At 67.3% G+C, this 24,316-nt stretch carries 23 protein-coding genes; 9 read left to right on the top strand and 14 right to left on the bottom strand.

Translation table 11 applies throughout. From position 1 onward, the window contains the following. Positions 1-62: 62 nt before the first annotated feature. Positions 63-1,250, top strand: coding sequence for a glycosyltransferase family 61 protein (locus tag J3R73_RS14370; protein ID WP_307427913.1), 1,188 nt, complete (start codon positions 63-65; stop codon positions 1,248-1,250). 210 nt (positions 1,251-1,460) lie between these two features. Here the strand turns inward: J3R73_RS14370 and J3R73_RS14365 are convergent, their stop codons facing one another. Next, positions 1,461-2,201, bottom strand: coding sequence for a CatB-related O-acetyltransferase (locus tag J3R73_RS14365; RefSeq protein WP_307427911.1), 741 nt, complete (start codon positions 2,199-2,201; stop codon positions 1,461-1,463). Between the two features lie 16 nt (positions 2,202-2,217). Then, positions 2,218-2,337, bottom strand: a complete 120-nt coding sequence (locus J3R73_RS31525; protein WP_370879918.1) for a KUP/HAK/KT family potassium transporter — start codon at positions 2,335-2,337, stop codon at positions 2,218-2,220. A gap of 145 nt (positions 2,338-2,482) precedes the next feature. On the opposite strand from J3R73_RS31525, the gene recJ reads away from it, so the two are divergent. Beyond that, complete coding sequence (gene recJ / locus J3R73_RS14360; RefSeq protein ID WP_307427910.1) at positions 2,483-4,297, top strand: single-stranded-DNA-specific exonuclease RecJ; 1,815 nt, start codon at positions 2,483-2,485, stop codon at positions 4,295-4,297. 23 nt (positions 4,298-4,320) lie between these two features. Here the strand turns inward: recJ and J3R73_RS14355 are convergent, their stop codons facing one another. Then, positions 4,321-4,932, bottom strand: a complete 612-nt coding sequence (locus J3R73_RS14355) for an NAD(P)-dependent oxidoreductase (protein WP_307427908.1) — start codon at positions 4,930-4,932, stop codon at positions 4,321-4,323. A 187-nt stretch (positions 4,933-5,119) separates the two neighbouring features. On the opposite strand from J3R73_RS14355, the gene J3R73_RS14350 reads away from it, so the two are divergent. From J3R73_RS14350 to J3R73_RS14335, 4 genes are all read left to right on the top strand, one after another. Further along, a complete protein-coding gene (locus J3R73_RS14350) occupies positions 5,120-5,503 on the top strand; it encodes a winged helix-turn-helix transcriptional regulator (RefSeq protein ID WP_307427906.1) in 384 nt (127 codons plus the stop codon). Between the two features lie 109 nt (positions 5,504-5,612). Then, positions 5,613-6,065, top strand: a complete 453-nt coding sequence (locus J3R73_RS14345; RefSeq protein ID WP_370879917.1) for a (2Fe-2S)-binding protein — start codon at positions 5,613-5,615, stop codon at positions 6,063-6,065. 61 nt (positions 6,066-6,126) lie between these two features. Then, positions 6,127-8,379, top strand: coding sequence for a xanthine dehydrogenase family protein molybdopterin-binding subunit (locus tag J3R73_RS14340; protein ID WP_307427902.1), 2,253 nt, complete (start codon positions 6,127-6,129; stop codon positions 8,377-8,379). A gap of 10 nt (positions 8,380-8,389) precedes the next feature. Beyond that, positions 8,390-9,697 carry a c-type cytochrome gene (locus tag J3R73_RS14335; RefSeq protein ID WP_307427901.1) on the top strand — a complete coding sequence of 436 codons (1,308 nt, stop codon included), beginning with the start codon at positions 8,390-8,392 and terminating at the stop codon, positions 9,695-9,697. A 44-nt stretch (positions 9,698-9,741) separates the two neighbouring features. Here the strand turns inward: J3R73_RS14335 and J3R73_RS14330 are convergent, their stop codons facing one another. The 9 genes from J3R73_RS14330 to J3R73_RS14290 form a co-directional block, all read right to left on the bottom strand. Then, on the bottom strand, positions 9,742-10,038 hold the full coding sequence (locus tag J3R73_RS14330; protein ID WP_307427899.1) for a cysteine rich repeat-containing protein: 297 nt from the start codon (positions 10,036-10,038) through the stop codon (positions 9,742-9,744). A gap of 32 nt (positions 10,039-10,070) precedes the next feature. Beyond that, the gene (locus J3R73_RS14325) at positions 10,071-10,919 is read right to left on the bottom strand and encodes a sterol desaturase family protein (RefSeq protein ID WP_307427897.1); all 849 of its coding nucleotides are present in this window, start codon (positions 10,917-10,919) and stop codon (positions 10,071-10,073) included. Between the two features lie 209 nt (positions 10,920-11,128). Further along, a complete protein-coding gene (locus tag J3R73_RS14320; protein ID WP_307427895.1) occupies positions 11,129-12,190 on the bottom strand; it encodes a Gfo/Idh/MocA family protein in 1,062 nt (353 codons plus the stop codon). 24 nt (positions 12,191-12,214) lie between these two features. After that, positions 12,215-12,706: a D-ribose pyranase gene (gene rbsD / locus J3R73_RS14315; protein WP_307427893.1), complete on the bottom strand. Its 492-nt coding sequence runs from the start codon at positions 12,704-12,706 to the stop codon at positions 12,215-12,217. Positions 12,707-12,720: 14 nt separating this feature from the next. Then, complete coding sequence (locus J3R73_RS14310) at positions 12,721-14,202, bottom strand: sugar ABC transporter ATP-binding protein (protein WP_307427891.1); 1,482 nt, start codon at positions 14,200-14,202, stop codon at positions 12,721-12,723. 39 nt (positions 14,203-14,241) lie between these two features. Beyond that, complete coding sequence (locus J3R73_RS14305) at positions 14,242-15,207, bottom strand: sugar ABC transporter substrate-binding protein (RefSeq protein WP_307427888.1); 966 nt, start codon at positions 15,205-15,207, stop codon at positions 14,242-14,244. A gap of 49 nt (positions 15,208-15,256) precedes the next feature. Next, positions 15,257-16,249, bottom strand: a complete 993-nt coding sequence (locus tag J3R73_RS14300) for an ABC transporter permease (protein WP_307427886.1) — start codon at positions 16,247-16,249, stop codon at positions 15,257-15,259. 178 nt (positions 16,250-16,427) lie between these two features. Further along, complete coding sequence (locus tag J3R73_RS14295) at positions 16,428-17,405, bottom strand: substrate-binding domain-containing protein (RefSeq protein ID WP_307427884.1); 978 nt, start codon at positions 17,403-17,405, stop codon at positions 16,428-16,430. Between the two features lie 73 nt (positions 17,406-17,478). Then, a complete protein-coding gene (locus tag J3R73_RS14290; RefSeq protein WP_307427881.1) occupies positions 17,479-18,690 on the bottom strand; it encodes a CaiB/BaiF CoA transferase family protein in 1,212 nt (403 codons plus the stop codon). A gap of 116 nt (positions 18,691-18,806) precedes the next feature. On the opposite strand from J3R73_RS14290, the gene J3R73_RS14285 reads away from it, so the two are divergent. Continuing rightward, a complete protein-coding gene (locus tag J3R73_RS14285; RefSeq protein WP_307427879.1) occupies positions 18,807-19,850 on the top strand; it encodes a LacI family DNA-binding transcriptional regulator in 1,044 nt (347 codons plus the stop codon). 18 nt (positions 19,851-19,868) lie between these two features. On the opposite strand, the gene J3R73_RS14280 is transcribed toward J3R73_RS14285, so the two are convergent. Together J3R73_RS14280 and J3R73_RS14275 are read right to left on the bottom strand one after the other, a co-directional pair. Then, positions 19,869-20,750: an amidohydrolase family protein gene (locus J3R73_RS14280; RefSeq protein ID WP_307427877.1), complete on the bottom strand. Its 882-nt coding sequence runs from the start codon at positions 20,748-20,750 to the stop codon at positions 19,869-19,871. 28 nt (positions 20,751-20,778) lie between these two features. Continuing rightward, positions 20,779-21,222 (bottom strand): MaoC/PaaZ C-terminal domain-containing protein, encoded by a 444-nt coding sequence (locus J3R73_RS14275; protein ID WP_307427874.1) that lies wholly within the window; start codon positions 21,220-21,222, stop codon positions 20,779-20,781. A 125-nt stretch (positions 21,223-21,347) separates the two neighbouring features. On the opposite strand from J3R73_RS14275, the gene J3R73_RS14270 reads away from it, so the two are divergent. Together J3R73_RS14270 and J3R73_RS14265 are read left to right on the top strand one after the other, a co-directional pair. Then, positions 21,348-23,234 carry a sugar ABC transporter ATP-binding protein gene (locus J3R73_RS14270; RefSeq protein ID WP_307427872.1) on the top strand — a complete coding sequence of 629 codons (1,887 nt, stop codon included), beginning with the start codon at positions 21,348-21,350 and terminating at the stop codon, positions 23,232-23,234. Between the two features lie 125 nt (positions 23,235-23,359). Further along, the gene (locus J3R73_RS14265) at positions 23,360-24,304 is read left to right on the top strand and encodes an ABC transporter permease (RefSeq protein WP_307427870.1); all 945 of its coding nucleotides are present in this window, start codon (positions 23,360-23,362) and stop codon (positions 24,302-24,304) included. Positions 24,305-24,316 lie beyond the last annotated feature (12 nt).

The raw sequence follows: 24,316 nt of genomic DNA, 5'->3' as shown, positions 1-24,316 counted from the left end.
CGGCTCGGCCCCTCATTGGCAATCAAGCGCCGTCGTCGCGGCCAAGAGCAAAGCTTTCCCGCATGGCCCGTGTCAAATCCGGATTTCGCAAGCGCTTCAACATTCGCTATCTGCGCTGGATGCTGGCCCGGGCCACCATCGGCCGCATCCCCGCTTTGCAGCGGCGCTATTCCTTCTATCCGCAGGCAATCCTGCCGGAAGCGGCGGCGACCACCGTGCTCGAAGACGCCCGCATCGACCTGCCGACCCTGTTTTCGGCCGAGGAGACCGATTTCGTCCGGGATCGCTGTTGGCTCTATGACACGCTCGCCGGGACGTGGGAAGGCGGGCCGACGGTCCGCATCGCCCGGTTCTCGGGGCTGATTCGCGACGCCGTGCTGCTCGGCCATGTCAGCCGGATCTTCGTGCCGGAGCGGCATGCCGTGGTCGTCGCCCTGGCGCAGAAGGGGCAGGCCAACTGGAACTTCGCCAAGCCGGGGAAGCTGCGGCCGGCGCCGTCGATCGGCGGACGCAGCTTCTTCCTGATGCGCACCGACAATTACTACCATGCGCTGTTCCATGATCTCGTGCCCATCGTCGACTATCTCGACCGGCTGCATCCGCGGGGAATGCCGCTGACGCTCGTCGTGCCGAAATCCCGCCTGGCGACGCTGGCGCTGGGATGCGAGCTGATCGCGCGACGATTTCCAGGGGTGCATGTCGCCGAACTCGCCGACGATGCCGTCGCCCCGGCGGCGGAGGCACTCTGGCTGTCCTTCGACGGCGGCAATGCGGAATGGACCTTTGCCGATCCTGCGCCGGTCCGGCATTTGGCCGAGATTTTCCGGGACCACTATGCCGTCCCGCCGGGAAGCGGTCGGCGCCTGTTCTTCAGCCGCGGCGGCAGCAAGATCAGGCGGCTCCTCAATGAGGAGGCCCTTTGGGAGATCGCCAGGGAGCACGGCTTCGAGCGCTTCGAGGCCCATGCCGGCAACCACGCCGAGCAGGTGCGCAATTTCTCGCAGGCCGACATCGTCGTCGGCGTGCATGGCGCCGGGCTCGGCAATCTCGCCTTCTGCCGGCCCGGCACGAAGATGATCGAGATCTTCCCGGAGAACTTCACCAAGAGCACCTATCTGTGGCTCAGCAAGCGCCTCGGCCTCGACTATGCGTTCCTGGTCGGCGGCCCGGGCGATTACGACCAGGCTTTCATGCTCGACGAAAACCTGTTCCGCAGCGCCCTGGCGGGAGCCCTCCGCGAACCGATATAGAGCGCGGCGACGGTCCTGGGCGTGCAGGTCTTGCATCCCACTCTTGCGCCGCCCCTCGAAAGAGTTCGGCGAGACGGAGACGGTGCGGGATGATCCCGACGCCGATGTCCCCTCGCCCCGCATCGCGGGGAGAGGATAGAGGTGAGGGGCTGTGCCTGGGGATGGGCATTTTCGCGATGCATCTTCATGTTCGAAGGCGCATGCCTCCCGCTACCGATCGTCGCCTCGCATATCGCTCCCGCCGGAGTCGCCGGCCATGTCACGCCCTTCGGCATGGTTGGCCCGGAAGCGGGCGATATCGAAGAAGTCGGGCAGGCTCTCCCTGAGCCTCTCGTCGCTCCAGGTCCACCATTGCGTCCGCAGGAGTTCCGCCACCGTCGCCTCGTCGAAGCGCATGCGGATCGGCCGGGCCGGCACGCCGCCGACCAGCGTGTAGGGCGGCACGTCCCGTGCGACCACCGCGCCCGCCGCGACGATGGCGCCGTGGCCGAGGGTCACGCCCGTCAGCAGGGTGACGTCGCGGCCGATCCACACGTCGTGGCCGATGACGATCGGCCTGCTCTTCGGGATGATCTCGCGGCTGTCCCGCGTGGCGAGGCCGAACTGCTTCAGATAGAAGAACGGATGCGTCGAGACGCGATCGAGCGGATGATTGCCCAGCGAGAGCTGCACGTTCTGGCCGATCGAGGTGAAGGCGCCGATCTCGGAGACGGTCGAGCGTCTGAAGCAGAGCTTGTCGAAGCCATAGGTGTATTTGCCGACACGAATGCCGAGATTGTTGCGGATCGAGGCGCGCAGCAGGTCGTGCCGGTCACCGTGGCGGGCATGCGAAAGCTTCTTCAATTGACGGGCGAGCAGCTTCGGGAGGCGGCGCCGGGCGAGCATTTCCTCCCAGGAGGCGCCGAGGGCGATGTCGTCGGCGGCGTAGGTCAGGATGGTGTCGCCTTGCATGCCCGAATACTCCGCTTCAGATTTCGATTTCGACGCCGAGCTGGACCACCTGGGGCGCGGGAATGCGGAAATAGGCGGCCGAACGCTCGGCATTGCGCTGGAGCATGGCATAGAGGGCTTCGCGCCACCGCGCCATCCCCGCTGTCCTTTCGCATCGCCGGAGCCCGATGCCGCTGTTGTTGGCGGATCATGGCGCCCCGTCAAGGCGGCGATGCGGGAGGGCGGGCCGTCCGTGGCAAAATGTCTGTTCAGCGCGGCTGCGGTGCCGATATGCTCCGGCCATGCTGAGTCCCGCGACGCTGCCACGCTTCTTCCTCGACGTGCAATCCTCCTTTACCGGCAAGGCCTGGCGCGACCGGCTGGACGGCAAGGGGCAGATGCTCGCCCTCGCCCTTGCCCAGCGCGCCGGATTGCCGGACCTCCTGGCCCGCGTGCTGGCCGGCCGCGGCGTCACGCCCGAGGAGGCCGACGCCTTCCTCGACCCCAGCATCCGGCACTTCATGCCGGATCCGTCCCTGCTCAGGGACATGGACAAGGCGGCCGAGCGTCTGGCGGACGCCGTCATGGCGGGCGAGAAGGTCGCGATCTTCGGGGATTACGACGTCGACGGCGCGACCTCCTCCGCCTTGCTCGCCGGCTGGCTGGCCGAGGCGGGAGCGACGCCGCGCATCCATATTCCCGACCGCATCTTCGAGGGCTATGGCCCCAACGAGGAGGCGATCCGCCAGCTCCGGGCCGAGGGCGCCGGCCTGCTGGTGACGGTGGATTGCGGCACCACCAGCATCGACGTCCTGGCGCTGGCCGCCGCGATCGGATTCGAGACCCTGGTGGTGGACCATCACCAGGCCGGCGAGACCTTGCCCGAGGCGGTGGCCGTGGTGAATCCCAACCGGCTCGACGATCTTTCCGGGCAGGGGCATCTGTGCGCGTGCGGCGTGACGTTCCTTCTCCTCGTGGCGGCGAACCGGGCGCTGAGGCGGCGCGGGTGGTGGACGCCGGCACGGCCGGAGCCGGACCTCCTGTCGCGTCTCGACCTCGTCGCGCTCGGCACGGTCGCCGACGTGGTGCCGCTGAAGGGGCTCAACCGCGCCTTCGTCGCCCGGGGCCTGGCGGTGATGCGCCTGCGCCGGCGGGCGGGCCTGCGGGCCCTCATGGACATGGCACGGCTGGACGGGCCGCCGCGTCCCTACCATCTCGGCTTCCTGCTCGGTCCGCGCATCAACGCCGGCGGGCGCATCGGCGACGCGGCGCTGGGCGCGCGGCTGCTGGTGACGGAGGACGATCAGGAGGCCTCGGCGATCGCGGCGACGCTGGACCGGCTCAATCGCGAGCGCCAGGCGGTCGAGGCGGGCATGCTGGAGGAAGCCCTCGTCGAGGCCGTGGCGGCGCTCGGCGCCGAGGAGAAGGGCGCGGCGATCGTCACCGCCTCCGCGAACTGGCATCCCGGCGTCGTCGGCCTCGTCGCCGCCCGGCTGAAGGAGCGGTTCGGCCGCCCGGCCTTCGCCATCGCCTTCAACAAGGAGGGCGTCGGCACCGGCTCCGGCCGCTCGATCGGCGGCGTCGATCTCGGCCGCGCCGTGCGCCTGGCGGTGGAGCGCGGCCTGCTCGCCAAGGGTGGCGGCCATGCCATGGCGGCGGGAGTGACGCTGGCGCAGGCCGAGCTCGGCGCCTTCCGGGCCTTCCTCGAGGCGGAACTGCGGCACGGCGTCGAAGCGGCGCGGGCCGCGGCGGCGATCGAGATCGACGGGGCGCTTGCGGCCTCGGGCGCCTCGATCGAGCTGGCCGAAATGCTCGAGCGGGCCGGTCCGTTCGGCCAGGGCAATCCGGAACCGGTCCTGGCCTTGCCCGCCCATCGGGTGGCGTTCGCCGACGAGGTCGGCGGAGCGCATCTGCGCCTGCGCCTCAAGGGCCACGACGGCGCCATGCTCGACGCCATCGCCTTCCGTGCCGTGGGGCAGCCCCTGGGCGCGAAGCTGCTCGCCCATCGCGGCAAGCCTGTCCACGTCGCCGGATCGCTCTCCGTCGATCGCTGGGGCGGCCGCGAGCGGCTGCAGTTCCGCGTGCTCGATGCCGCGTCGGCGGATGGCGCGGCCTGAACGGCCGGCCCAGCCGCGCGACGTCAATAGCCGACGGTGAAACGGCTGCGCAGATGCTTGGGCGCCTCGATCTCGTCGATCAGGGCTACGGCGAAATCCTCGTAGGAAATCCAGCTCTTGCCGTCGGCCGCGGTCAGCAGGGTGTCGTCGCCGAGGCGAAACGATCCCGTCCGCTCGCCGGGGACGAACAGCGCGGAGGGGCTGAGCATCGTCCAGTCGAGGTCCGATACGCCGCGCAGGATATCGAGGAAGGCCTTGCCGCGGCTCGCCTCGTCGAAATATGCCGGGGGGAAATGCGGGCTTTCGATCAGGAGCGTGCCCGGTGCGGTTTCGAGGCTGCCGGCGCCGCCGACGACCAGATAGCGCTTCACCCCCGAGCGGCGGACCGCATCGATCAGGAGGTCGGGCTGGCTGCCGCTGAACCGGACGGAACTGACGATGGCGTCGTGGCCGGCCAGCAGCGGAGCGAGAGCGCCCGGCACGTTGGCGTCGGCCGCGACGGGGGTGAGGCCCGCACGCTCTCCGAGCTTCGACGGATCGCGGGCGATGGCAGTGACGGCATGGCTGCGGCGGAGCGCTTCGTCGACGATGCGGGTGCCGACATTGCCGGTCGCGCCGATGATGGCGATCTTCATGGTGATGGTCCTCGGCGTGTCCGGCCCGGAGCTGCGTGCTCCGTCCGACCGCCCTCGATGGATGTGATAGGCGCCTCCGTGCGAATTCCGTCGCGCGCGCCAGGGGCGTCCCATGATAGTCTCGTTTGAAGACCAGCATTGAATAAGAGAGTGCGCCATGGCCGTAAAGAAGGCAGTTTCACATCCCATGGTTACATCGGGGGAACCGGCGCAGGTGCGCGGCGAGGCCAAGGGAGCCTGCGCCATCCGCAATGTGCTCGACCGCATCGGCGACAAATGGAGCTACCTGATCATCACCACGCTGGCGGAGGAGCCCCGCCGCTTCGGCGAGCTGCGCCGTGCCATCGACGACATCTCGCAGAGGATGCTCACCGAGACGCTTCGCAGCCTGCAGCGCGACGGATTGCTGCAGAGGACCGTCTTTCCCACCACGCCGCCGGCGGTCGAATACAGGCTGACGGAGCTCGGCCGTTCCCTGCTGGAGCCGATGCAGGGCCTGATCGCCTGGGCCGACCTCAAGATGCCGTCGATCCTGGCGGCCCGCCGTGATTTCGACGGGGTGGCGGACTGAGATCCGCGCAGCCTGTAGTTGTGCTAAAGTAGATCACAATATATTGAAATTGCTGAACGTTTTTTGGCAGTAGGGTGGCGTATCAATCAGCGATACGATGGAGTTATCGATGATCGATCTGACCATCAACGGCCAGACCCACAGTGCCGATGTGCCGGCGGATATGCCGCTGTTGTGGGTTCTGCGCGATATCATCGGGCTGACCGGCACCAAGTTCGGCTGCGGCATCGCCCAATGCGGTGTCTGCACCGTGCATCTCGACGGCGATCCGGTGCGGTCCTGCGTCCTGCCGGCCGGCGCGGTCGGCAACCGTCCGATCACCACAATCGAGGCAGTCGGCAGGACGCCGGAGGGCGCCAGGATCCAGAAGGCCTGGCTCGATCTCGAAGTGGTGCAGTGCGGCTATTGCCAGTCCGGCCAGATCATGTCCGCGACCGCGCTCCTGGCGCGTGATCCCGCGCCCGACGATGCGGCGATCGATGCCGCCATGGCCGGCAATATCTGCCGATGCGGCACCTATCCGCGCATCCGCGCCGCCATCAAGGACGCCGCCAGGGCGTGACGCCCCCGCTTCCATCGGGACGCACCCGCACCATCGATCATGACGAGAAGGGAGAGGGGCGATGACCAATCACCCATCCATTCGATCCGGGCTCGCCGGGACCTTGCCGCCGGCCGCCACCCGGCGCGGATTCCTGCAGGCGAGCGGCCTGCTGCTGGGCTTCCTGTGGCTCGGCGGCGGCAAGGCGGGCGCCGTCGAGGCCCTGGCGGCCGGCGGGACGTTCGCGCCCAACGCCTTCATCCGCGTCGCGGCCGACGGCTCGATCACCTTCATCATCCCCAACACGGAAATGGGGCAGGGCATCTATACCGCGGAAGCGATGCTGATCGCCGAGGAACTGGAGGTCGGGCTCGACCAGATCCAGGTCATGCCGGCCCCGCCCAACGCCAAGCTCTATGCGGCGAAAGGGAGCCAGATCACCGGCGGATCGACCTCGATCCGCAACACCTGGACGCCGCTGCGCAGGGCCGGGGCGGCGGCGCGCACCATGCTGATCGCAGCCGCCGCGGCGCAATGGGGCGTCGACGCCGGCGAATGCCGGGCCGCGAGGGCCGTGATCACCCATGCGCCGACGGGGCGCAGCCTCTCCTATGGCGCGTTCGCCGATGCGGCCGGCCGGCTGCCGGTGCCGGGGGACGTGGCGCTCAAGTCTCCCAAGGACTTCAAGCTGATCGGCACGCCGGCCAGGCGCGTTGAGACGCCCTCCAAGGTCGACGGCTCCGCGCTGTTCGGCATCGACGTCAAGGTTGACGGCATGAAGACCGCCGCGATCGAGATCAGCCCCGTCTTCGGCGGAAAGCTGAAATCCCTCGACGACAGTGCCGCGCGCGCCATGCCCGGCGTCGTCGACATCCTGAAGATCGACGATGCGGTGGCGGTGGTGGGCGATCACTACTGGGCCGCGCGGCAGGGCCTCGCGGCGCTGAAGATCGAATGGGAGCCGGGCGACAAGGCTTCGATCTCGTCCGCCGGCATCTGGGACGATCTCCGGCAGGCATCGCAGGCGGGCACGCCGATCGAGGGGCGGGCCGAGGGCGACGTCGAGGCGGCGATGAAGGCCGCGGCGAGGACCGTCGAGGCCACCTATGAACTGCCCTTCCTCGCCCACGCGACGATGGAGCCGATCAACACGCTCGTGCATGTCCGCCCCGACGCCTGCGAGATCTGGGTCGGCACGCAGGTGCCGGTCTCGGCGCAGGCCGCCGCGGCGGCCGAGGCGGGCCTGAAGCCGGAGCAGGTCACCATCCACAACTACCTGATCGGGGGCGGCTTCGGCCGCCGCCTTGCGGTGGACACCATCCAGCAGGCGGTCGCCTTTGCCAAGCAGGTCGGGTACCCGCTGAAGATCATCTGGACGCGCGAGCAGGACATCCGCTTCGACCGGTTCCGGCCCGCTTATTACGACCGCATCTCGGCGGGGCTCGACGCCGGCGGCAAGCCCGTCGCCTGGACGCACAGGGTGACCAGCGGCTCGGTGCTCGCCTCGTTCCTTCCCACGGGCCTGCCCGCCGGGAAACTCGACAATGATACGGTGGAAGGTGCCGCCAGGCCGCCTTACGACCTGCCGGTCATCCGCGTCGACTGGATCCGCAAGGACCCGCCGATCGCCGTCAACTGGTGGCGTGGCGTGGGGCCGACGCACAATGTCTTCGTCGTCGAGAGTTTCATCGACGAATTGGCGCACACAGCGGGCAAGGATCCGGTCGACTATCGCCGTGCCCTGCTGACGGGCAATCATCGTGCCCTCGGCGTCCTCGACCTTGCCGCCGAAAAGGCGGGGTGGGGCACCCCGCTGCCGGCCGGAAGCGGGCGCGGCATCGCCCTCCACGATTCCTTCGGCAGCCATACGGCGCTGGTGGTCGAACTCGCCGTCGCACCCTCCGGCGAGATACGGCTGACCCGCCTCGTCGCGGCGATCGACTGCGGCATCAATGTCAACCCCGACACCATCAGGGCCCAGCTCCAGGGCGGGGCGGTGTTCGGGCTCTCGGCGGCGCTCTACAACGGCATCACCTTTTCGGGCGGTCGGGTCGACCAGGGCAATTTCAACGATTACCGCCAGATGCGGATCAACGAGGTGCCGCCCTTCGAGACCTATATCGTGGAGAGCCATGCCGACCCCGGCGGCCTCGGCGAGACCGCGACCGCCGCAGCGGCGCCGGCGCTCGGCAACGCCATCTTCGCCGCGACGGGCAGGCGGCTGCGGCGGCTGCCCTTCGACCGCGACGAACTGCGGACGACCGGCGGCGGCAGGACGGCGAGCCTCTCGCTGTCGGCGGCTTATGCGGCGACATCGTCGTCCGTCGATCGGTGAGTTGCATCCCATGAAACGTTTTGCCCTCGCCTTGCTGGCGATCGTCTTGATCGCCGCCGCCGGCGCCAGTTGGTTCTTCTTCTGGCCGGCCCCGCTCGAGCCGGTTGCCGCCAGCGGCGCCCAGCCAACCGGGGCCGCCCTGATCGCCCGCGGCGAATATCTCACGCGGGCCGCCGATTGCGCTGCGTGCCACACGGCCGGAGGCGGTACGCCCTTCGCCGGCGGCCTCGCCTTCAAGCTGCCGTTCGGCACGATCTATTCGCCCAACATCACGCCGGACGCCGAGACCGGCATCGGCAATTGGAGCGACGCCGAATTCGTCCGTGCCCTGCGCCATGGCGTCGGCCGGCACGGCGAGGACCTCTATCCGGCCTTCCCCTATACCGCCTATGCCTTGCTCTCCACCGACGACATGCTGGCGATCAAGGCCTATCTGTTCAGCCTGAAGCCGGTTTCGGCACGCGCTCCCGCCGATACGCTGCAATTCCCGTACAACCAGCGCTATGCTCTGCGGGCATGGAAGCTCCTCTATCTGCCGGCGCAGCCCTTCCAGCCGGATCCCGGCAAGGCCGATGCGGTCAATCGCGGCGCCTATCTCGTCGAGGCCCTCGCCCATTGCGGCGAATGCCACACGCCGCGGAACGCGTTGTTCGCGCTCGACGACAGCCGGAAATTCGCCGGCGCGCTGACGCAGGGCTGGAAGGCCCCCGACATCACCTCGGACAAGGAGGGCGGACTGGGCGGCTGGAGCGACGACGATCTGGCGGCCTATCTGTCGACGGGGCATGCGCAGGACCATGGCACCGCCACCGGCGGCATGGCGGAAGCCGTCGATCTCAGCCTGCGCCACCTCACGCCCGAGGACATCCGCTCCGTCGTCGCCTATCTCAGGACCGTTCCGCCCGTCGCGGCGGACAGCGCCGGGGATATCGCGGTCAAGCCGGCCGCGATGGCGGCCGCCTCGGCCTATGCGCCTTCGGCTGAGGAAGCCAAGGCAGGTGGCCTCGGCCTCCGGATCTTCCAGAGCGCCTGCGCCAGCTGCCATGGCTGGGACGGCGGCGGCCACCAGACGTCCTATGCCGCACTGCGGGGCAGCCGGACCGTGAACGACCCGGCCGGCACCAATCTCGTCAATGTCGTGCTCGGCGGTGCCCGGATCACCACGCAGCAGGGCAGCATGTTCATGCCGTCTTTCGGCAAGGCCTACAGCGATACCGAGATCGCCGCCGTCAGCAACTACGTGATCGCTCATTTCGGCGGTAAGGCGGGAATGGTGAGCGAGGCGCAGGTCGCCGCCGCACGGGCGAACGGGGGCTGACGCAGCGGGCCGGTGGTCCCCGATGCGCCAGATGCCGCCGGGCTTCAGTTCGACGGCGGTGCCTTCCCGGCCCGCTTCATGAGAACCGCAGCCTCCGTCACCGCCTGGCCACAGGCCGGGCTGAGTTCCCTCTCATGGCTCTTCAGGCAGGCGAGGACGCGCCCGCCGCCCGGCTGGACATGGCTGCAGAACCGCTGGAAGTCGGGGCGGCACGGCTTCATCAGTGCCATGGCCTTGCTCTTGAGCTCCGGCGATGTCTGCGCCTCGGCGAAAGCGGGAGGAAGCAGGACGGCAAGCGCCAGGGCGAGGCTCGCGGCGCGGGGGAGGGGAGAGCGGGACATGGCAGACTCCTTGGGTGGGAAGAATCGGGGGATCAGCGCTTGAGGGGCCCCGGCGGCGCGAAAAGGGCTGCGAAGCGTTCCTTCCAGCCCGCGGCGGCGCGCAGGTCGCGGATCATCGCGGCCCATTCGCCCAGCGCGATGCGCATGGGGTTGAGCGTCGGCGTGCCGCCGGCGAGGCCGTAGCGCAGCCGCTGGCCCTCGGGCGCTTCGACGAAGGTACCGAACAGCCGGTCGAAGACGATGAGGATGCCGCCATAATTCTTGTCGAGGCAGGCGGCGTTGGACGCGTGGTGGACGCGGTGATGCGCCGGCGTATTCAGGATCCATTCCAGCGGCCCCAGCTTCGGGCCGAATTCGGTATGAATGAAGAACTGATAGAACAGGTTGACGCCCAGCATGGCGACGACGGCGAAGGGATGGAACCCGATCCAGACGAGAGGCAGGAAGAAGAGGAAATTGCCGGAGATATTGCCTGTCCAGCCGAGACGGACAGCGGCGGTCAGGTTGAGCCTCGTCGCCGAATGGTGGACGGAATGGGTCGCCCACAGCCAGCGGATGCGGTGCGCCGCCCGGTGGTGCCAGTAATAGAGGAACTCGCTTCCCACGAAGAGGCCGAGCAGCGCCAGCGGGCCTGTCTGGTCGAAGTCGAGCAGCCGATGGGCATGGACGAAAGCGAAGGGCATGGCGACCAGAACCGCCTCGATGCCCCGCATCAGCGTCTGCCCCGCCGCGACCGCGAGGGACGCAGCGCTTTCGCCAAGATCATGGGTGTCGTGCTGCGCGAGGCGCCCGAGCGCATATTCCAGCGCCATGAAGGCGAGCGCCGTCACGACGACGAGGAGGTGAAACGGCCCGAACGGCAGGAAGGGATAGGTCGGCATGGCAACTGCCCCGCGGATATCGATGCGGGGACTCTGCGGCAGCTTTGTTGCCACAGTTTGTGCGTTGCCCGCCGATCGTCAGCCCTTGTGCAACGAAGTGTAACAGCTGCCGGCCGAGCCGGGAATGGCAGCGCGCCGGAGCGTTCCGCGATTCGATGGAACCGTCACCTGATCTGTCGAAAGCTCCATCGATTCCTCCGGAAAGCGCTTCAATCGACCATGACCGGCGACCGGCTGCGTGCGGAGCGCAGCATGGCCTCCACCACCTGCACGGAGCGGATGCCCATCGATGCGTCGCCGCAATTCTCGACATCCCGGCCGAGGCAGAGGTCGACGAAGCGTTCGACCGGCGTGGTGCAGGTATAGGCGCCTTGGCCCGGCTCGATGGGGACATCCTCGTCGCGGCCGTCCCGCCGCCTGAGCCAGAGGCGCTCGCGCTCGACGTCGAGCAGCAACATGCCCTCCGTGCCGAACAGGCGGATATCGACCTGGAAGGGCGAGCCGGGCGGAACCGAGGCCGCCCCCGACAGCGACCCGGTCACGCCGCCTGCGAAGGTCATGGCGAGCGCGTTGTGGATGTCGGTGCCGATCTCCGATTGCCCGACGAGCGCATAGACGGATTCCGGCTCCAGCTCGCTGACGTAGAACAGGCCGCCCAGCATGTGAACCAGCTGTCCCCAGCCATAGCCGCCGCTGCCCGTATGGGTCCAGGTGGCGCTTTCCGGCCGGAACATCTCCTTTTCGGTGCCCTGCAGTTCGCCGCCGGACATCAGGTCCTCGATCGGCGTCGCCATCTGCGCGACGACGTGGCGGATGCGCCCGATGCGGCCGGACTGCACCATGTCCCGCGCCGCCCTGAAATAGGGCTGGAAGCTCCAGCCATAGGGCACCAGGACGTGACGCCCCTGCTTCCGGGCCGTCGCCGCGACACGTCGCGCGTCAGCGACGTTGGTCGCCATCGGCTTTTCCACCATGACGTGACAGCCCTTCTCCAGGGCGGCGATCGCCTGCTCGGCGTGGAGATGATGCGGCGAGGCGATGACGACGCCGTCCATCGGCACCGCCGCCAGCAGTTCCCCATGGGTCTCGAAGGCGTCGGGAATGCCGAAGGCCGCCTGGATGCGCAACAGGGCCTCGCGTCCCGGCCGGGCGACGCCGACCAGTTCGACGTCCTTCCTGCGCTTCAGGACGGGCAGGTGGTTGGCGACGGCCCAGGAGCCGGCGCCTATGATGCCGATCCGAGCCCTTGAAAGCCGTTCCGTTCGGGGCATGGCAGATCCTCCCGCCTTCATGTTTCAGGAGCGCGAGGCACCGGGCACGAAGGGCGTACGGTCCATCAGGGCGCGGAAGCGCTCGGGGACAGAAATCTCCGGATTCCGGAAATAGGCGCGATAGTCCACGCCCGCGACGAGCGCGATGTTGCCCCAGGGGTCGAGCGCGCCGGAGCGGACGATGACCTTGGCTTTCTGCGCCAGCGGGCCGACGGTTTCCTCATAGGTCACAGGCGCGAAATCCCGCTCGTCGAACCAGGTCCGGAGGGTGCGGTAGAGCGGGATATTGTGCTCGGCCACCTCGCCTGCGAACATGATCTTCTCGACGATCAGTTCCGGCGCGATGACTTCGTAGAGCATAGCGAGCGTCGGCAGGTTCGGGCTGATCGCGAGGTCGACGCGCCAGGCGTCGCGGGGAATCGGAAAGCCCGCATCGACGATCATCATGATCTCGCCATGGCCCATCGAGGCGATCGCTTCCGAAAGTGCCTGGTTCAATATGCCGTTACGCTTCATGGTTCTGTCCTTTTCTAGGCCGCCGCGATGGCGCGATCGAGTTCGGCGTGGGTGACCTGCTGGCGGATCTCGGAGACGACGCGGCCTTGCCGGAAGAGCAGGATCCGGTCGGAGAGGCGGGCGAGCTCGAGCGAATCGGAGGAAGTGAATATGACGGCCGCCCCCGCATCGGCGATCCCCCGCAGGATCTGGTAGATCTCGGACTTGGCGCCGACGTCGACGCCGCGCGTCGGATCGTCGAGCATCAGGACCTTCGGGCCCATCACCAGCCATCGCGCGAGCAGGGTCTTCTGCTGGTTGCCGCCAGAGAGCGACGTGATGCGGTTGAAGAGCGAGGCGGTCCGGACGGAAAGCCGCCGGATGCTCTGCAGGGCCTTGCGCCTGCGGAGGGCGGCGGCGGTCGCATGCATCGCTTCATCGGTCGCTTCGGTATTCCGCACGACGTCCATCAGCGGCAGAATGCCTTCGCGCAGGCGGTCGGCGGGAAGATAGGCGATGCCGTGCCCGATCGCCTCGCGCGGGGTAGGCCGGCTCATCGGTCTGCCGGCGACGGTGACGGTACCGCCTGTGGCCCTGTCGAGCCCGAAGATATGGCGCAGCAGCGACGAGGGACCGGCATCCGGCAACCCCGCCAGGGCAACGATCTCGCCGGCCTTCGCGTCGAAGGACACGCCATCGAGATGGCGGCCGGCCATATTGTCGATACGCAGCAGCACGTCCCCGGCCGATCGCAGCTTGACCTGAGCGGGAAAGAGTTCGGCGGGCTGGCGCCCGAGCATGGCATGGACCACCTTGTCATGGTCGAATGCATCGATCGGGCCGGTGGTGACCAGCGTGCCGTCGCGGATGACGGAGATGCGGTCGGCGATCGAGAAGATCTCGCCGAGCTTGTGGGACACATAGATCACGGCGACGCCGGCCGAACGCAAATGTCGGATACGGTCCAGAAGGCGGGCAGCCTCGATGGCGTTGAGGGCCGAAGTCGGCTCGTCGAGGATGATGACGCGGGCTTCCCAGGTGAGGACCTTGGCGATCGCCACCAGCTGCTTGTCGGATGTGGAGATGTCGCCGACCGTCAGGCCGGGCGCGATGCGTTCCTCACCGATGTCGCGCAGGGCCTTGCGCGCCCGCGCCGCCATCGTCGCGGCGGACGGCTTGCGCAGCCCGGCATCGTCGATGCCGAGGGCGATGTTTTCCGCCACCGTGAGATTGTCGAAGAGGTCGAGTTCCTGGTGGACGACGCCGATGCCGCTCTTCAGGGCGTCCCTCGGCGTCTTCAGGCGCAACTCGGTGCCGAGGGGGCCGGTCATGGCCCCCTCGCTCGGATGGTGGACGCCGGCGACCAGCTTGATCAGCGTCGATTTGCCCGCGCCGTTCTCGCCGACGATGGCGTGAACCTCGCCGGGCTGGAAGTCGATGGTCACGTTGCGCAGGGCCCAGAAGCCGCCGAACGACTTGCCGAGGTCACGAAGCTGGAGCGCCGGTGTCACAGGCATCTGTTCTCGATCCGATGGGATTGCGATGTTGCGGACGGGCTACTCGGCCTCGTGCTGCTCGACATTCGACTTGTCGATCACTTCGACGCCGGTATCGGTGTGGGCGGGAGGCATCTTGCCTTGGGCATAGATCTGGTCGAGGACGAGGACCGAATCATGTCCCTGGCGCTGGGGGTTCTGCGTGATCGTGGCGGTCAGCGCGCCGGACTGGATCAGTTCGCGGGTCTGGGGCAGCAGGTCCGAGCCGACAACCGGGATCTTGCCCGACAGGCCGTTGCGTTCGAGGTACTGGCCGATCGCCGGGAAGCTGCAGCAGTCGAGCGAGATGATGCCGGTGATGTCGGGATTGGCGAGCACGGCGTTCTCGATGGCCGCATAGATCTGCTGCGGTTCGTTGGTGGTATTGACGAGGCTGGCGATGGTGATGCCCGGATGCTTGGCGAGCGCCTGGCGCACGCCGTTCTCACGGTCCTTCGACCACTGCGCCGCTGCGTCGACGGTGAAGACGAGGATCTTGCCCTTGTCGCCCATGGCCTTGACGAGCGTGTCGCCCATGACGACGCCGGAATAGACCAGGTCCTGGCCGACGAAGGTGAGGCGGCTGGAGGCGGGATTGTCGGTATTGAAGGTCACGACCGGGATGCCGGCGGCGAGGGCCTTGTTGATCACCGGCGCGAGCGCGTCGGTCGAAGAGGACGAGACGGCGATGCCGTCGACGCCCTTGGTGATCCAGTTCTCCAACTCGGCGACCTGCTTTTCGGCGCCACCGCCCACAGGGCCGGTGAACTGGGCGTCGACGTTCAGTTCCTTGGCGGCGAGCTCGACGCCCTTGCGCATGGGTACGGCCACCGAAAGGGCAGGGTCATGATAGGAGATGATGAAGGTCGGCTTGGCCTTGGCGGCCGCGTGGGCCTTGATGGTCGGCGAGAGGGTAAAGTCAGCCGCCATCGCAGGGGCGGCGATGGCGAGCGACATCAGGCCGGCATAGAGCAGCTTGCATATCATGGGTCTTTCCTCCAGGTCGTTTCGTTCGCGATCGTTGGTGATCGCGATTCTATTTTTTCGAGGTCAGGCCGCCGATCAGGGCGGCTGCCAGCACGACGGCACCGATCAGGGTCGTCTGCCAGAAGGGGGTGACGCCCAGCAGGATCAGGCCGTCGCGGACCACGCCGATCAGCAGCACGCCGAGCAGCGTGCCGGGGATGGAGCCTTCTCCGCCGCCGAGCCGGGTGCCGCCGATGATGACCGCGGCGATGACGTCGAGTTCCAGGCCGATGCCGGTGACCGGCTGGACATTTTCGAGGAAGCCGAAATTGACGATCCCTGCGAGCGCCGCGAGCAACCCTGCAATGGCGAAGGCGACGACCTTGGTGCGGGCGACAGGCACGCCGATGATGCGGGCCGCCCGGTCGTTGCCGCCGACGGCGAAGATGTGGAAGCCGAACGTCGTCCGGTGCAGCAGGTAGAAGCCGAACGCTGCGATGACGATCAGCAGCAGGACCTGGTTCGACAGGCCGCCCAGGAGGCTCTTCTGGGCGATATAGGTGATAATCGGCGCGCCGCCATGGCCATGCGGCAGCGAGACCGGCATACCGTTGCTCATCACCAGCGTGGCCCCGCGGATGAGATAGAGCGTTCCCAGCGTGGTGATGAAGGAGGGGATGCGGCCCACGACCGTGATGGCGCCGTTGAGGGCGCCGATGGCGAGGCCGAGCGCCAGCGTGATGAGGATGGCGAGGATTTCCGGCGTGCCGTCGACGATGAGCATGCCGCCGACCATGCCGGCGAAGCCGTAGAGCGAGCCGACGGACAGGTCGACCTCGGAAATGATCAGGACATAGGTCGCGCCGATCGAGAGCACGCCGAGCAGGGAGATCTGCCGGAGCAGGTTCAGGATGTTCATCTTGGTCAGGAAGACGGGGCTCGCCAGCGCGAACACCACGCACAAGGCGAGCAGCGCGGCGAAGACGCCCGCTTCACGCGTGACGAGGAGCCCGCGCAGGGTCCGCCCCCCACCGCGCCTGTTCCGGATTGTCCGCTGCGGCATCCGTCATCGTGGTTTCCTTCATGGCATCGCTCGCATGGGCCGTCCGCAGGACATAGGTCTTCGCAGGCTCCGGACGGGTCCGGAGCCGCCAGGGCATCAATCGGATGAGGCTGCCGGCAGCCGGCCCGGCCAGACGAGGGCGGGGCGCACCGGGTTCGATCCGGCGCGCGCGCCCCGCCTACTTCACCTCGCCGGCGAACACGCTCTGCTTGATCTGCGGCAGCAGCGCGTCGATGTTGTCCTTGGTTGCCGTCAGGATCGGCAGGACCACCTGCTTGTCCGGCGTGCCGCCTTCCAGTTTCTTGATCACGGTTTCGGCCGCCGTCTTGCCCATGAGGTAGGGCTGCTGCATGCCGCTGGCGACGATGGAGCCGTCCTTGATCAGGGTGATGAACTCCGGCACGCCGTCGAAGGCGGCGACCAGCGTGTCGCCGGCCCGACGCATAGCGTCGACCGCGCGCGTCGCCCCCAGGGTCGGGGTGTCGGTCTGCACGAAGATGCCGCGCAGTTCCGGATTGGCCGTCAGCATGTCCTGGACGTAGCGGAAGGTCTCGTCCGCGGTGTAGAGCTGCATCTCGTTCCGGGCGACGATCGAATGTCCCGCCTCCGTCATCGCCTTGACGAAGCCGTTGGTGCGCTTGACGCCGTTCTGGCGGGCCTGGGAGATCATCACCAGACCGACCTTGGCGTGCGTCCAGCCTTTGTCCGCGAAGGCCTTGGCGAGTTCCTTGCCGACGGCATAGGCGCCGTCCTCGTCATTGGAGGTGACGAAGGTGACGTAGTCCCCGGAGACGGTGCCGATTCCGGCGAAGCTGACGGGGATATTCGCCTTCGAGGCGAGATCGAGCACGGCCGGCGCCGTCGAGGAATCGGTCGGCGACAGCACGATGCCGCTCGCGCCCTTGACGATGGCGTCCTGCGCGTTCTGAAGCTGGCTCTGGGCGTTGTTGCGGGAATCGAGCGCCACGAAGCTGTAGCCGTGCTCCTTGGCTGCGTCGGCGACGCCTTCGGAGACGTAACGCCAGAACGGCGCTTCCAGGCCCGCCGACAGGTAGACGATCTGTTTTTCGGCTGCCCGGACGGGTGAGACGGCCCCCGCCGCCATCAGGCCGATCGCTCCCGCCAGGGTGATGAACTGGCGCTTGTTCAGAGTCATGATGTCCTCCCTCTTCGATGGCTGCTGCGCCATCTTCTTGTTGAGCCTCGGAAATCGCCCAAAGCGTTCTGCTCTACGGCGCTCCGATGACGCCTTCCGAAATCATGCGGGCGATCTCCTCCTCGCCGAAGCCGGCGGCCCCAAGAACCTCCCGGCTGTGCTCGCCCACCAGCGGCGCGCCCCGGTCGACCGTCGAGGGCGTCTTGCTGAAGCGGATGGGGAAACCCGGCGTCTTGAGCCGACCTTCCGTATGGTGCTCATATTCGACGAAGCTGCCGTTGAACTTGACCTGCGGGTCCTCCACCGTCCGGGCGAAATCGTTGACCGGACCGGCCCACAGCCCGAGGGCCAGCATGGCCTCGATCAGTTCGGCGGATTTGCGCTTGCGGCTGTGCTGCATCACCAGCCGGTGGATGAGATCGCGCTTTTCGAAGCAGTCGACCTCGTCGTTCATGCTGGAGAACAGCGGCTCGTCGAAGAGTTCGCCCAGTTTGGCGAGCGGCGGGAAAGCGAGCGCGACATAGCCGTCCTGCGTCTCGTAGACCCCGTAGGGCGCACGGATATAGACGTTGGCGTGCGGCTCGGCGGTACGCTCCTGCGGCTTGCCGTCGATGGTGAACACCGAAAGCTCCTGCATCTGGAAAGCGATGGCTGCGTCGAGCATGTTCACTTCGACGAGCTGGCCTTCCCCCGTGCGTTCCCGGTGCAGAAGGGCGGCGAGGGCGCCCTCGAACGCGGCATAGGCGGTGGTGGCGTCGACGACATACTGGCCGCTCGGCTGGGGCGGGCCGCCGGCGACGCCGGTGCTGTACATGGCGCCGCTCAATGCCTGCAGGAGGAGGTCCTGCCCCGGCCGCGCCGCATAGGGGCCGTCCGTGCCATAGCCCGAGACGGAGACGTAGATCAGCTTGGGATTGATCGCCTTCAGCGTGTCATAGTCGACCGCGAGCCGCTTGGCGACATGCGGGCGATAATTCTGCATGAAGACGTCGGCATCCTCCACCATCCTGTGGAGCACGGCCTGCCCCTCGGCGGATTTCAGGTTGATGGCGACGCTGCGTTTGTTACGGTTGAGCGACAGGAAGGAGGCGTTGATCTTGCGACCGTCACCGCCCCCCGCCGCCATGCGGCGCTGCCACTCTCCTTCGACCGGCTCGATCTTGACGACGTCGGCGCCGAGATCGCCCATGCGCTGCGCCGCGAACGGCCCCGCCATCGCCACCGTGCAATCCAGCACGCGATAGCCCGACAGGATCTGCGCCTTGTTGCGTTCCGCTTGGCTCATCGCTGCTCCCGAAATCGATCCGCTATCCTTCGCGTCGGGTGGTCATTCATTCGACCACCGTTGTGATAGCGCTAACAACATGCTTATATTGCTAGCGCTAACATCAGAGGCTGTCAATGCGCCGCAAGCGATTTGCAAGTAGCGAGAACGCACCGGGCGGTGCGCCGGTCGTCACCATGTCCGATGTCGCCATGCATGCCGGCGTCTCCGCCCAAACCGTGTCGCGCGTCGTCGGCCGGCCGGAGCTGGTGGCGGAGGCGACGCGGATCAAGGTGCAGGAGGCCATTCGCGCGCTGAACTACATACCGAACGAGGCGGCGCGCAACCTTGCCTCCAAGAGCAGCCGCGTCGTCGCCGTCATCATCCCCACGTTGTCGAGCTCGGTCTTCGCTGCGCAGGTGAAGGGCATCATCGACCTCCTCGAGCCACGCGGCATCTCGGTGGTGATCGGCAACAGCGAATATTCGATGCTGCGCGAGGAGCAGATCATCCAGACCCTGCTGGAGCGACGCCCGCTCGGCTTCATCCTTACCGGGCTGCAGCACAGCCCGCGCGCGACGGATCTCTTGCGCCAGAGCGGCATTCCCGTCGTCGAAACCTGGGATACCGATTCCAGGCCGCTCGATCTCGCCGCCGGCTTCTCGAACATCGCGGCGGGCCACGAGGTCGGCTCGCTCCTCGTCGCCCGCGGTTCGCGGAACGTCGCTTTCGTCGGCGGTTCGGCCAAGCAGGATGCGCGTGCGAACGGGCGCTTCGTCGGCATGGCGCAGGCGCTCGCCGAGGCGGGCCTGCCGCCGGCCTTCAGGGTGGAATTGCTGCTGCCGATGAGCAGCCAGGACGGTATCCGGGGGCTCGACGAGGTGCTGCAGCGGGCGCCGATGACGGATGCGATCTTCTTTTCCGCCGACATGCTCGCCCTGGCGGCGCTGCTCGAATGCAACCGGCGCGGCGTGCGGGTGCCGGAGCAGCTCGCGATCTGCGGCTTCGGCGATTACGACCTCGCGGCGCTCGTGACGCCTGCCCTGACCACCGTCAAGATCCAGCCTGACGAGATGGGCATGAAGGCAGCCGAATTGCTGCTCGCCCGGCTCGACGGCGCGCCGGACCGGCAGAAATCCGTCGTCCTCCGGCCCCAGTTGATCCGCCGCGGCAGCGCCTGACGCCGCGGCGGACCGGCGTCAGATGCGGTACCAGCCTTCCGCCGACGTGCGGAACAGGGCGCGCTTCTCATCGTCCGAATAGTCGGCGACGATCTCGCGATAGGCGTTCACCACCGTCGGATAATCGCTGAACAGGCCGTCGAGAGGCCAGTTCGTGCCGAACATGCAGCGCGACGGCCCGAAACATTCGATGCAGGTCTCGATCCATGGGCGGATCGAGGCGACGGTCCATTGATGGTCGACCATGGCGAGGCCCGACAATTTGCAGGCGACGTTCGGCGCCTGCGCGAGCGTGCGGATCGCCTTGCGCCAGGCGTGGAAATAGGGGACCGTCCGCTCCTTCGGAAACCCGCAATGGCCGAGGATGATGGTGGCGCGCGGAAAGGCGCGGGCGAGATCGAACGCCTTGCCCATCTGTGGCCAGCCGGCATCCATGTCGTAGACGAGATCGCGCTTCTGCAGCGCGTCGAAGCCGCGACGGAAATCCGGGGCGTCGAGGAAGTCGAGCCCCATGAAGGACAGCATGCGTGCGCCGCGGAAATTCGCGAACGCCATGTGCCTGTCCAGCTCCGCGGCGGCATCGGGCGCGGCGAGATCGACCCGCGCGATGATGCCGTTGGGCATGCCGTGCTTGTCCGCGACCTCCTGGAGCCATTCCGTCTCGCGCACGGTATCAGTCTCGCCGTCCGCGGTCTCGATGTGGACCGACTTGATCAGATTGACGGCGGCGCCTTCCCTCTGGAGATCGGTGACCAGATAGTTCTTCATGATCGACGAATAGTCGCCGGAAGGATGGCCCGCAAAGGGCTTGTCGGTCAGCCAGCCGTAATAGAGCCGGTTCAGGTCCCACAAATGATGATGCGCGTCGACGAATTCGAAGACGTTGTCCTTGCCGTCCATGATGTCCTCCCTGTTTCTCTTTCGTTTTTCAAGCCGGTCGGGCGATCACCATGGTGGTGAACGAGCCTTCCTGCACGATAGCGTCATGCTGGTTGTGGACCGCGACGTCCCTGACGATGACGCCGCGGTCGCCCCTGCTGGTGCGCCGCGTGCTCGCCACGGTCAGCTTCAGGCGGATGGTGTCGCCGAAGAAGACGGGTTTCGAAAAGCGCCAGGTCACGCCCAGCATGGCCACGGCCGTACCGTCGAGGCCGCCGTCGCGCTCGGCGAGGCCCGCCGAGACGATGAGGGCGAGGAGGCCATGGGCGATCGGCTTGCCGAAGGGGCCGCGCCGCGCGAATTCATGATCGGTATGGGCCGGATTATAATCGCCCGACAGGCCGGCGAATGTCATCACATCCGCCTCTGTGATCGTGCGGCCGGGCGACCAGACCTCCTGGCCCGGTTGGAAATCCTCGAAATAGCGGGGCATTGTTTTCCCTTGTGATCGGATTCGATGAAAGGCGCCGCAGGCTCGGAAAGCGGCTTGCATCGGATTCGACGTTAGCGCTATCATTTTTCCATGACAAGACGATCGATGCCGAGGGGAGGCAGCGCATGACCGGCGGCACCAACGGGGCGGAAACATCCGGCGCATTGTTGAGCGCCCGCGGCATCGAGAAACGCTTCGGCGCTACGCGTGCTCTCAGGGGTGTGGATTTCGAGCTGCGCGTCGGCGAGGTGCATGCGCTGGTGGGCGCCAACGGCGCGGGCAAGAGCACGCTGTCACGCGTCATTGCCGGCATGATTCGGCCCGATGCGGGTTCCCTGTCGGTACTGGGCCGAGAGATCGCTCCGGCGAATCCGCGCGATGCGCTGGAGGCCGGCATCGCCATGGTCACCCAGGAGACCAGTCTGGCGCCGGACCTGACCGCCATCGAGAACGTCTTCCTGCCCGAGCTCGGGCGGTCCGGGCGGCTCGACTGGCGCCGCCTCCGGCAGCGGGCGGGCGCGCTCATCGACGACCTCAAGATCGTCATGCAGTTCTCGCTCGATACGCGGGTGTCCGACCTGTCGATGGCCAACCGACAGATCGTCGAGATCCTGCGGGTACTGGCGCTCGATTCGAGGGTCATCCTGCTCGACGAGCCGACCACCTCCCTTTCACCCTATGAATGCGATCGGCTGCTCGAGCTGACGCAGCGCCTGGCCCACAAGGGGCACGGCCTCGTATTGGTGACGCATCGCATGGAGGAGATCTTTTCCTTCACCGACCGGCTGACCGTGCTGCGCGAAGGCAGCCTCGTCGCCTCTTCGGTCGAGACCGGCTCGATCGACGGCCCTGAACTCATCCGCCTGATGGTGGGGCGCGAATTGCGTGACGTCTATGCGGGGCAGGGGCGGGTCGGAGGCGGCTTCGCCAAAACGGCGTTCCGCGCCCTGAACCTGCGGGTCGGCAATGCCGTCCGGGACGTGTCCCTGCATGTCGGCGAGGGCGAGATCCTCGGCCTCGGCGGCCTGGTCGGCGCCGGGCGGACCGAGGCGGCCGAGGCTATTTTCGGCCTGGTTCCGCGCCGGGCCGGCGAAATGGAACTCTTCGGGCGGTCCTTCGATCCGCGCTCGCCGATCGATGCCATCCGCGCAGGGCTCGGCTTCGTCGGCGAGGATCGCCGGCAGCACGGCTTGGTGCCGCATTTTTCCGTCCGAGAAAATCTGATGCTGGTGCATCTCAGCCTGCAGAAGGAGATCGGTCTTTCCTATGGCAAGGTGGAAAAGCAGGCGATCGCCGTCGTCGAAAGCCTCGGCCTCAAGGCTGCGCGGCTGGCGGACGCCAATATCCTGAAATTCAGTGGCGGGATGCAGCAGAAGATCATCCTGGCGCGCTGGCTCCTCGCAAAGCCGAAGCTGCTCATTCTCGACGAGCCGACCCGCGGGGTCGACATCGAGACCCGCGCCAGCATCTACAAGGCGTTGAGGGCGAGTGCCGCCGCGGGCATGGCCATCATCCTCATCAGTTCGGATTTCGAGGAATTGCTGGGCCTGTCCGACCGGGTGGTCGTCCTCAGCGACGGACGCAGCGTGGCCGAAGTTCCCGCCGCCTATCTCGACATCGAAAGGCTGACGATGCTCGCGGCGCCGCGCAGTTCGGCCGGGCAGATCGGCCAGCTGCTGCGCCAGCTCGCCGAACGCTACGATGCCTGCGCAGTGTGGATCCACCGCGATGCCGACCACATCTTCTGTTTCGACAGTGCCAGCCGGCCGGGTGTGCCGCCGACGCTCGAACGCGGCGCTTTCGCGAGGGCAGGGGACACGCCCTTCGCCGACGGCGCCACGCCACCGACCGGCGATCCCGCTTGCATGCTGGTGCCGATCCTCGGCAAGCGCGGCCAGGGCCTCGGCTTCATCGGGCTGACCGTACCGCCGCCGCGAAGGCTGCCGCAGGCGGCGGAACTGGCCGGGCTGATCCGGCAGGCGCTGCATCCTTCTCAGCCGGCCGCGGCCTGAGCGATGATCCCGCCCGGTATCCGAGGGTGATCGCTTCCGAATGCGGCATCCCGCCGATGATTGGCGGCAAAGCCGGCGCTTTCCCGCTTCATGCCCCAGTCCGTGCTCTCTGAAAGACCTCGCCCATGCCCCAGACGGTTCTGTATCGCCTCGCCGGATCGCTCGAATTCCGAATGCTCGTCCTGACGGCGGTCGTGATCCTGGTGCTCAGCTTCTCGAGCCCCTATTTCATGACCACCAACAACATCCTCAACGTGCTCGACCAATCCGTCGTCGTCGGCATCCTGGCGGTCGGGCTGACGCTCGTCATCCTGACGGCCGGGATCGATCTCTCCGTGGGCTCGACGGTCGGCCTCACGGGCGTCGCCATGGCCACGGCCTTCCCGGTCATCGGATTCGGTCCGGGGCTCGTCGCCGGCCTGCTGACCGGCGCGCTGGTGGGCCTGGTCAACGGTGTCATCATCGAGAAGGGGCGAGTCGCCGCCTTCATCGTCACGCTCGGCATGCTCTCGATCGGGAGAAGCCTGACCTATATCCTCAGCGGCGCTCGCTCGATCATCGACCTTCCCCCGCAACTGCCCAGACTGGCGCTGGCGACCATCGGCGGCATCCCCGTCAACGTCGTCTTCCTCATCGCCCTCTACATCGTCGTCTATTGGGGCCTGACCCGGACCAAGATGGGGCGCACGCTCTATGCCGTCGGCTCCAACCCCGAGGCGGCGCGGGTGGCCGGGCTGCCGATCCAGCGCTACCGCATCGCCGTCTATGTCGTCGCGGGCGCGCTCTGCGCCATCGCCTCGGCTTTCCTCGCCGGCCGCATCCGCTCGGTCGACCCAACGAGCGGCACCGGCCTGGAGCTCGACGCCATCGCGGCGGTGGTGATCGGCGGCACCAGCCTGTTCGGCGGCCGGGGGTCGATCGTCGGCACCTTCTTCGGCGTCATCATCATGGTGTGCATCCGCAACGGCCTCAACCTGCTCGGCATCGATCCCTATTGGCAGGGTACCGCGATCGGCACCATCATCATCGCCGCCGTCCTGGTGGAAAGGGCGCTGAGTTCGCATCGATAGGCGCGGTTCCCC

This window comes from Labrys monachus, assembly GCF_030814655.1.
In the GTDB taxonomy this organism is placed as follows: domain Bacteria; phylum Pseudomonadota; class Alphaproteobacteria; order Rhizobiales; family Labraceae; genus Labrys; species Labrys monacha.
The sequence above is the reverse complement of the archived record's forward strand: the minus strand, read 5'-3'. Positions and strand labels throughout refer to the sequence as shown.

Coding starts and splice junctions, on each gene's coding strand:
- J3R73_RS14285 (WP_307427879.1), top strand. CDS start 18,807: ATGCGCCGCAAGCGATTTGCAAGTAGCGAGAACGCACCGGGCGGTGCG.
- J3R73_RS14325 (WP_307427897.1), bottom strand. CDS start 10,919: ATGCCGACCTATCCCTTCCTGCCGTTCGGGCCGTTTCACCTCCTCGTC.
- J3R73_RS14365 (WP_307427911.1), bottom strand. CDS start 2,201: ATGCAAGGCGACACCATCCTGACCTACGCCGCCGACGACATCGCCCTC.
- J3R73_RS14270 (WP_307427872.1), top strand. CDS start 21,348: ATGACCGGCGGCACCAACGGGGCGGAAACATCCGGCGCATTGTTGAGC.
- J3R73_RS14330 (WP_307427899.1), bottom strand. CDS start 10,038: ATGTCCCGCTCTCCCCTCCCCCGCGCCGCGAGCCTCGCCCTGGCGCTT.
- J3R73_RS31525 (WP_370879918.1), bottom strand. CDS start 2,337: ATGGCGCGGTGGCGCGAAGCCCTCTATGCCATGCTCCAGCGCAATGCC.
- J3R73_RS14350 (WP_307427906.1), top strand. CDS start 5,120: ATGGTTACATCGGGGGAACCGGCGCAGGTGCGCGGCGAGGCCAAGGGA.
- J3R73_RS14355 (WP_307427908.1), bottom strand. CDS start 4,932: ATGAAGATCGCCATCATCGGCGCGACCGGCAATGTCGGCACCCGCATC.
- J3R73_RS14310 (WP_307427891.1), bottom strand. CDS start 14,202: ATGCCTGTGACACCGGCGCTCCAGCTTCGTGACCTCGGCAAGTCGTTC.
- recJ (WP_307427910.1), top strand. CDS start 2,483: ATGCTGAGTCCCGCGACGCTGCCACGCTTCTTCCTCGACGTGCAATCC.
- J3R73_RS14265 (WP_307427870.1), top strand. CDS start 23,360: ATGCCCCAGACGGTTCTGTATCGCCTCGCCGGATCGCTCGAATTCCGA.
- J3R73_RS14340 (WP_307427902.1), top strand. CDS start 6,127: ATGACCAATCACCCATCCATTCGATCCGGGCTCGCCGGGACCTTGCCG.
- J3R73_RS14290 (WP_307427881.1), bottom strand. CDS start 18,690: ATGAGCCAAGCGGAACGCAACAAGGCGCAGATCCTGTCGGGCTATCGC.
- J3R73_RS14305 (WP_307427888.1), bottom strand. CDS start 15,207: ATGATATGCAAGCTGCTCTATGCCGGCCTGATGTCGCTCGCCATCGCC.
- J3R73_RS14320 (WP_307427895.1), bottom strand. CDS start 12,190: ATGCCCCGAACGGAACGGCTTTCAAGGGCTCGGATCGGCATCATAGGC.
- rbsD (WP_307427893.1), bottom strand. CDS start 12,706: ATGAAGCGTAACGGCATATTGAACCAGGCACTTTCGGAAGCGATCGCC.
- J3R73_RS14370 (WP_307427913.1), top strand. CDS start 63: ATGGCCCGTGTCAAATCCGGATTTCGCAAGCGCTTCAACATTCGCTAT.
- J3R73_RS14300 (WP_307427886.1), bottom strand. CDS start 16,249: ATGCCGCAGCGGACAATCCGGAACAGGCGCGGTGGGGGGCGGACCCTG.
- J3R73_RS14295 (WP_307427884.1), bottom strand. CDS start 17,405: ATGACTCTGAACAAGCGCCAGTTCATCACCCTGGCGGGAGCGATCGGC.
- J3R73_RS14335 (WP_307427901.1), top strand. CDS start 8,390: ATGAAACGTTTTGCCCTCGCCTTGCTGGCGATCGTCTTGATCGCCGCC.
- J3R73_RS14280 (WP_307427877.1), bottom strand. CDS start 20,750: ATGGACGGCAAGGACAACGTCTTCGAATTCGTCGACGCGCATCATCAT.
- J3R73_RS14275 (WP_307427874.1), bottom strand. CDS start 21,222: ATGCCCCGCTATTTCGAGGATTTCCAACCGGGCCAGGAGGTCTGGTCG.
- J3R73_RS14345 (WP_370879917.1), top strand. CDS start 5,613: ATGATCGATCTGACCATCAACGGCCAGACCCACAGTGCCGATGTGCCG.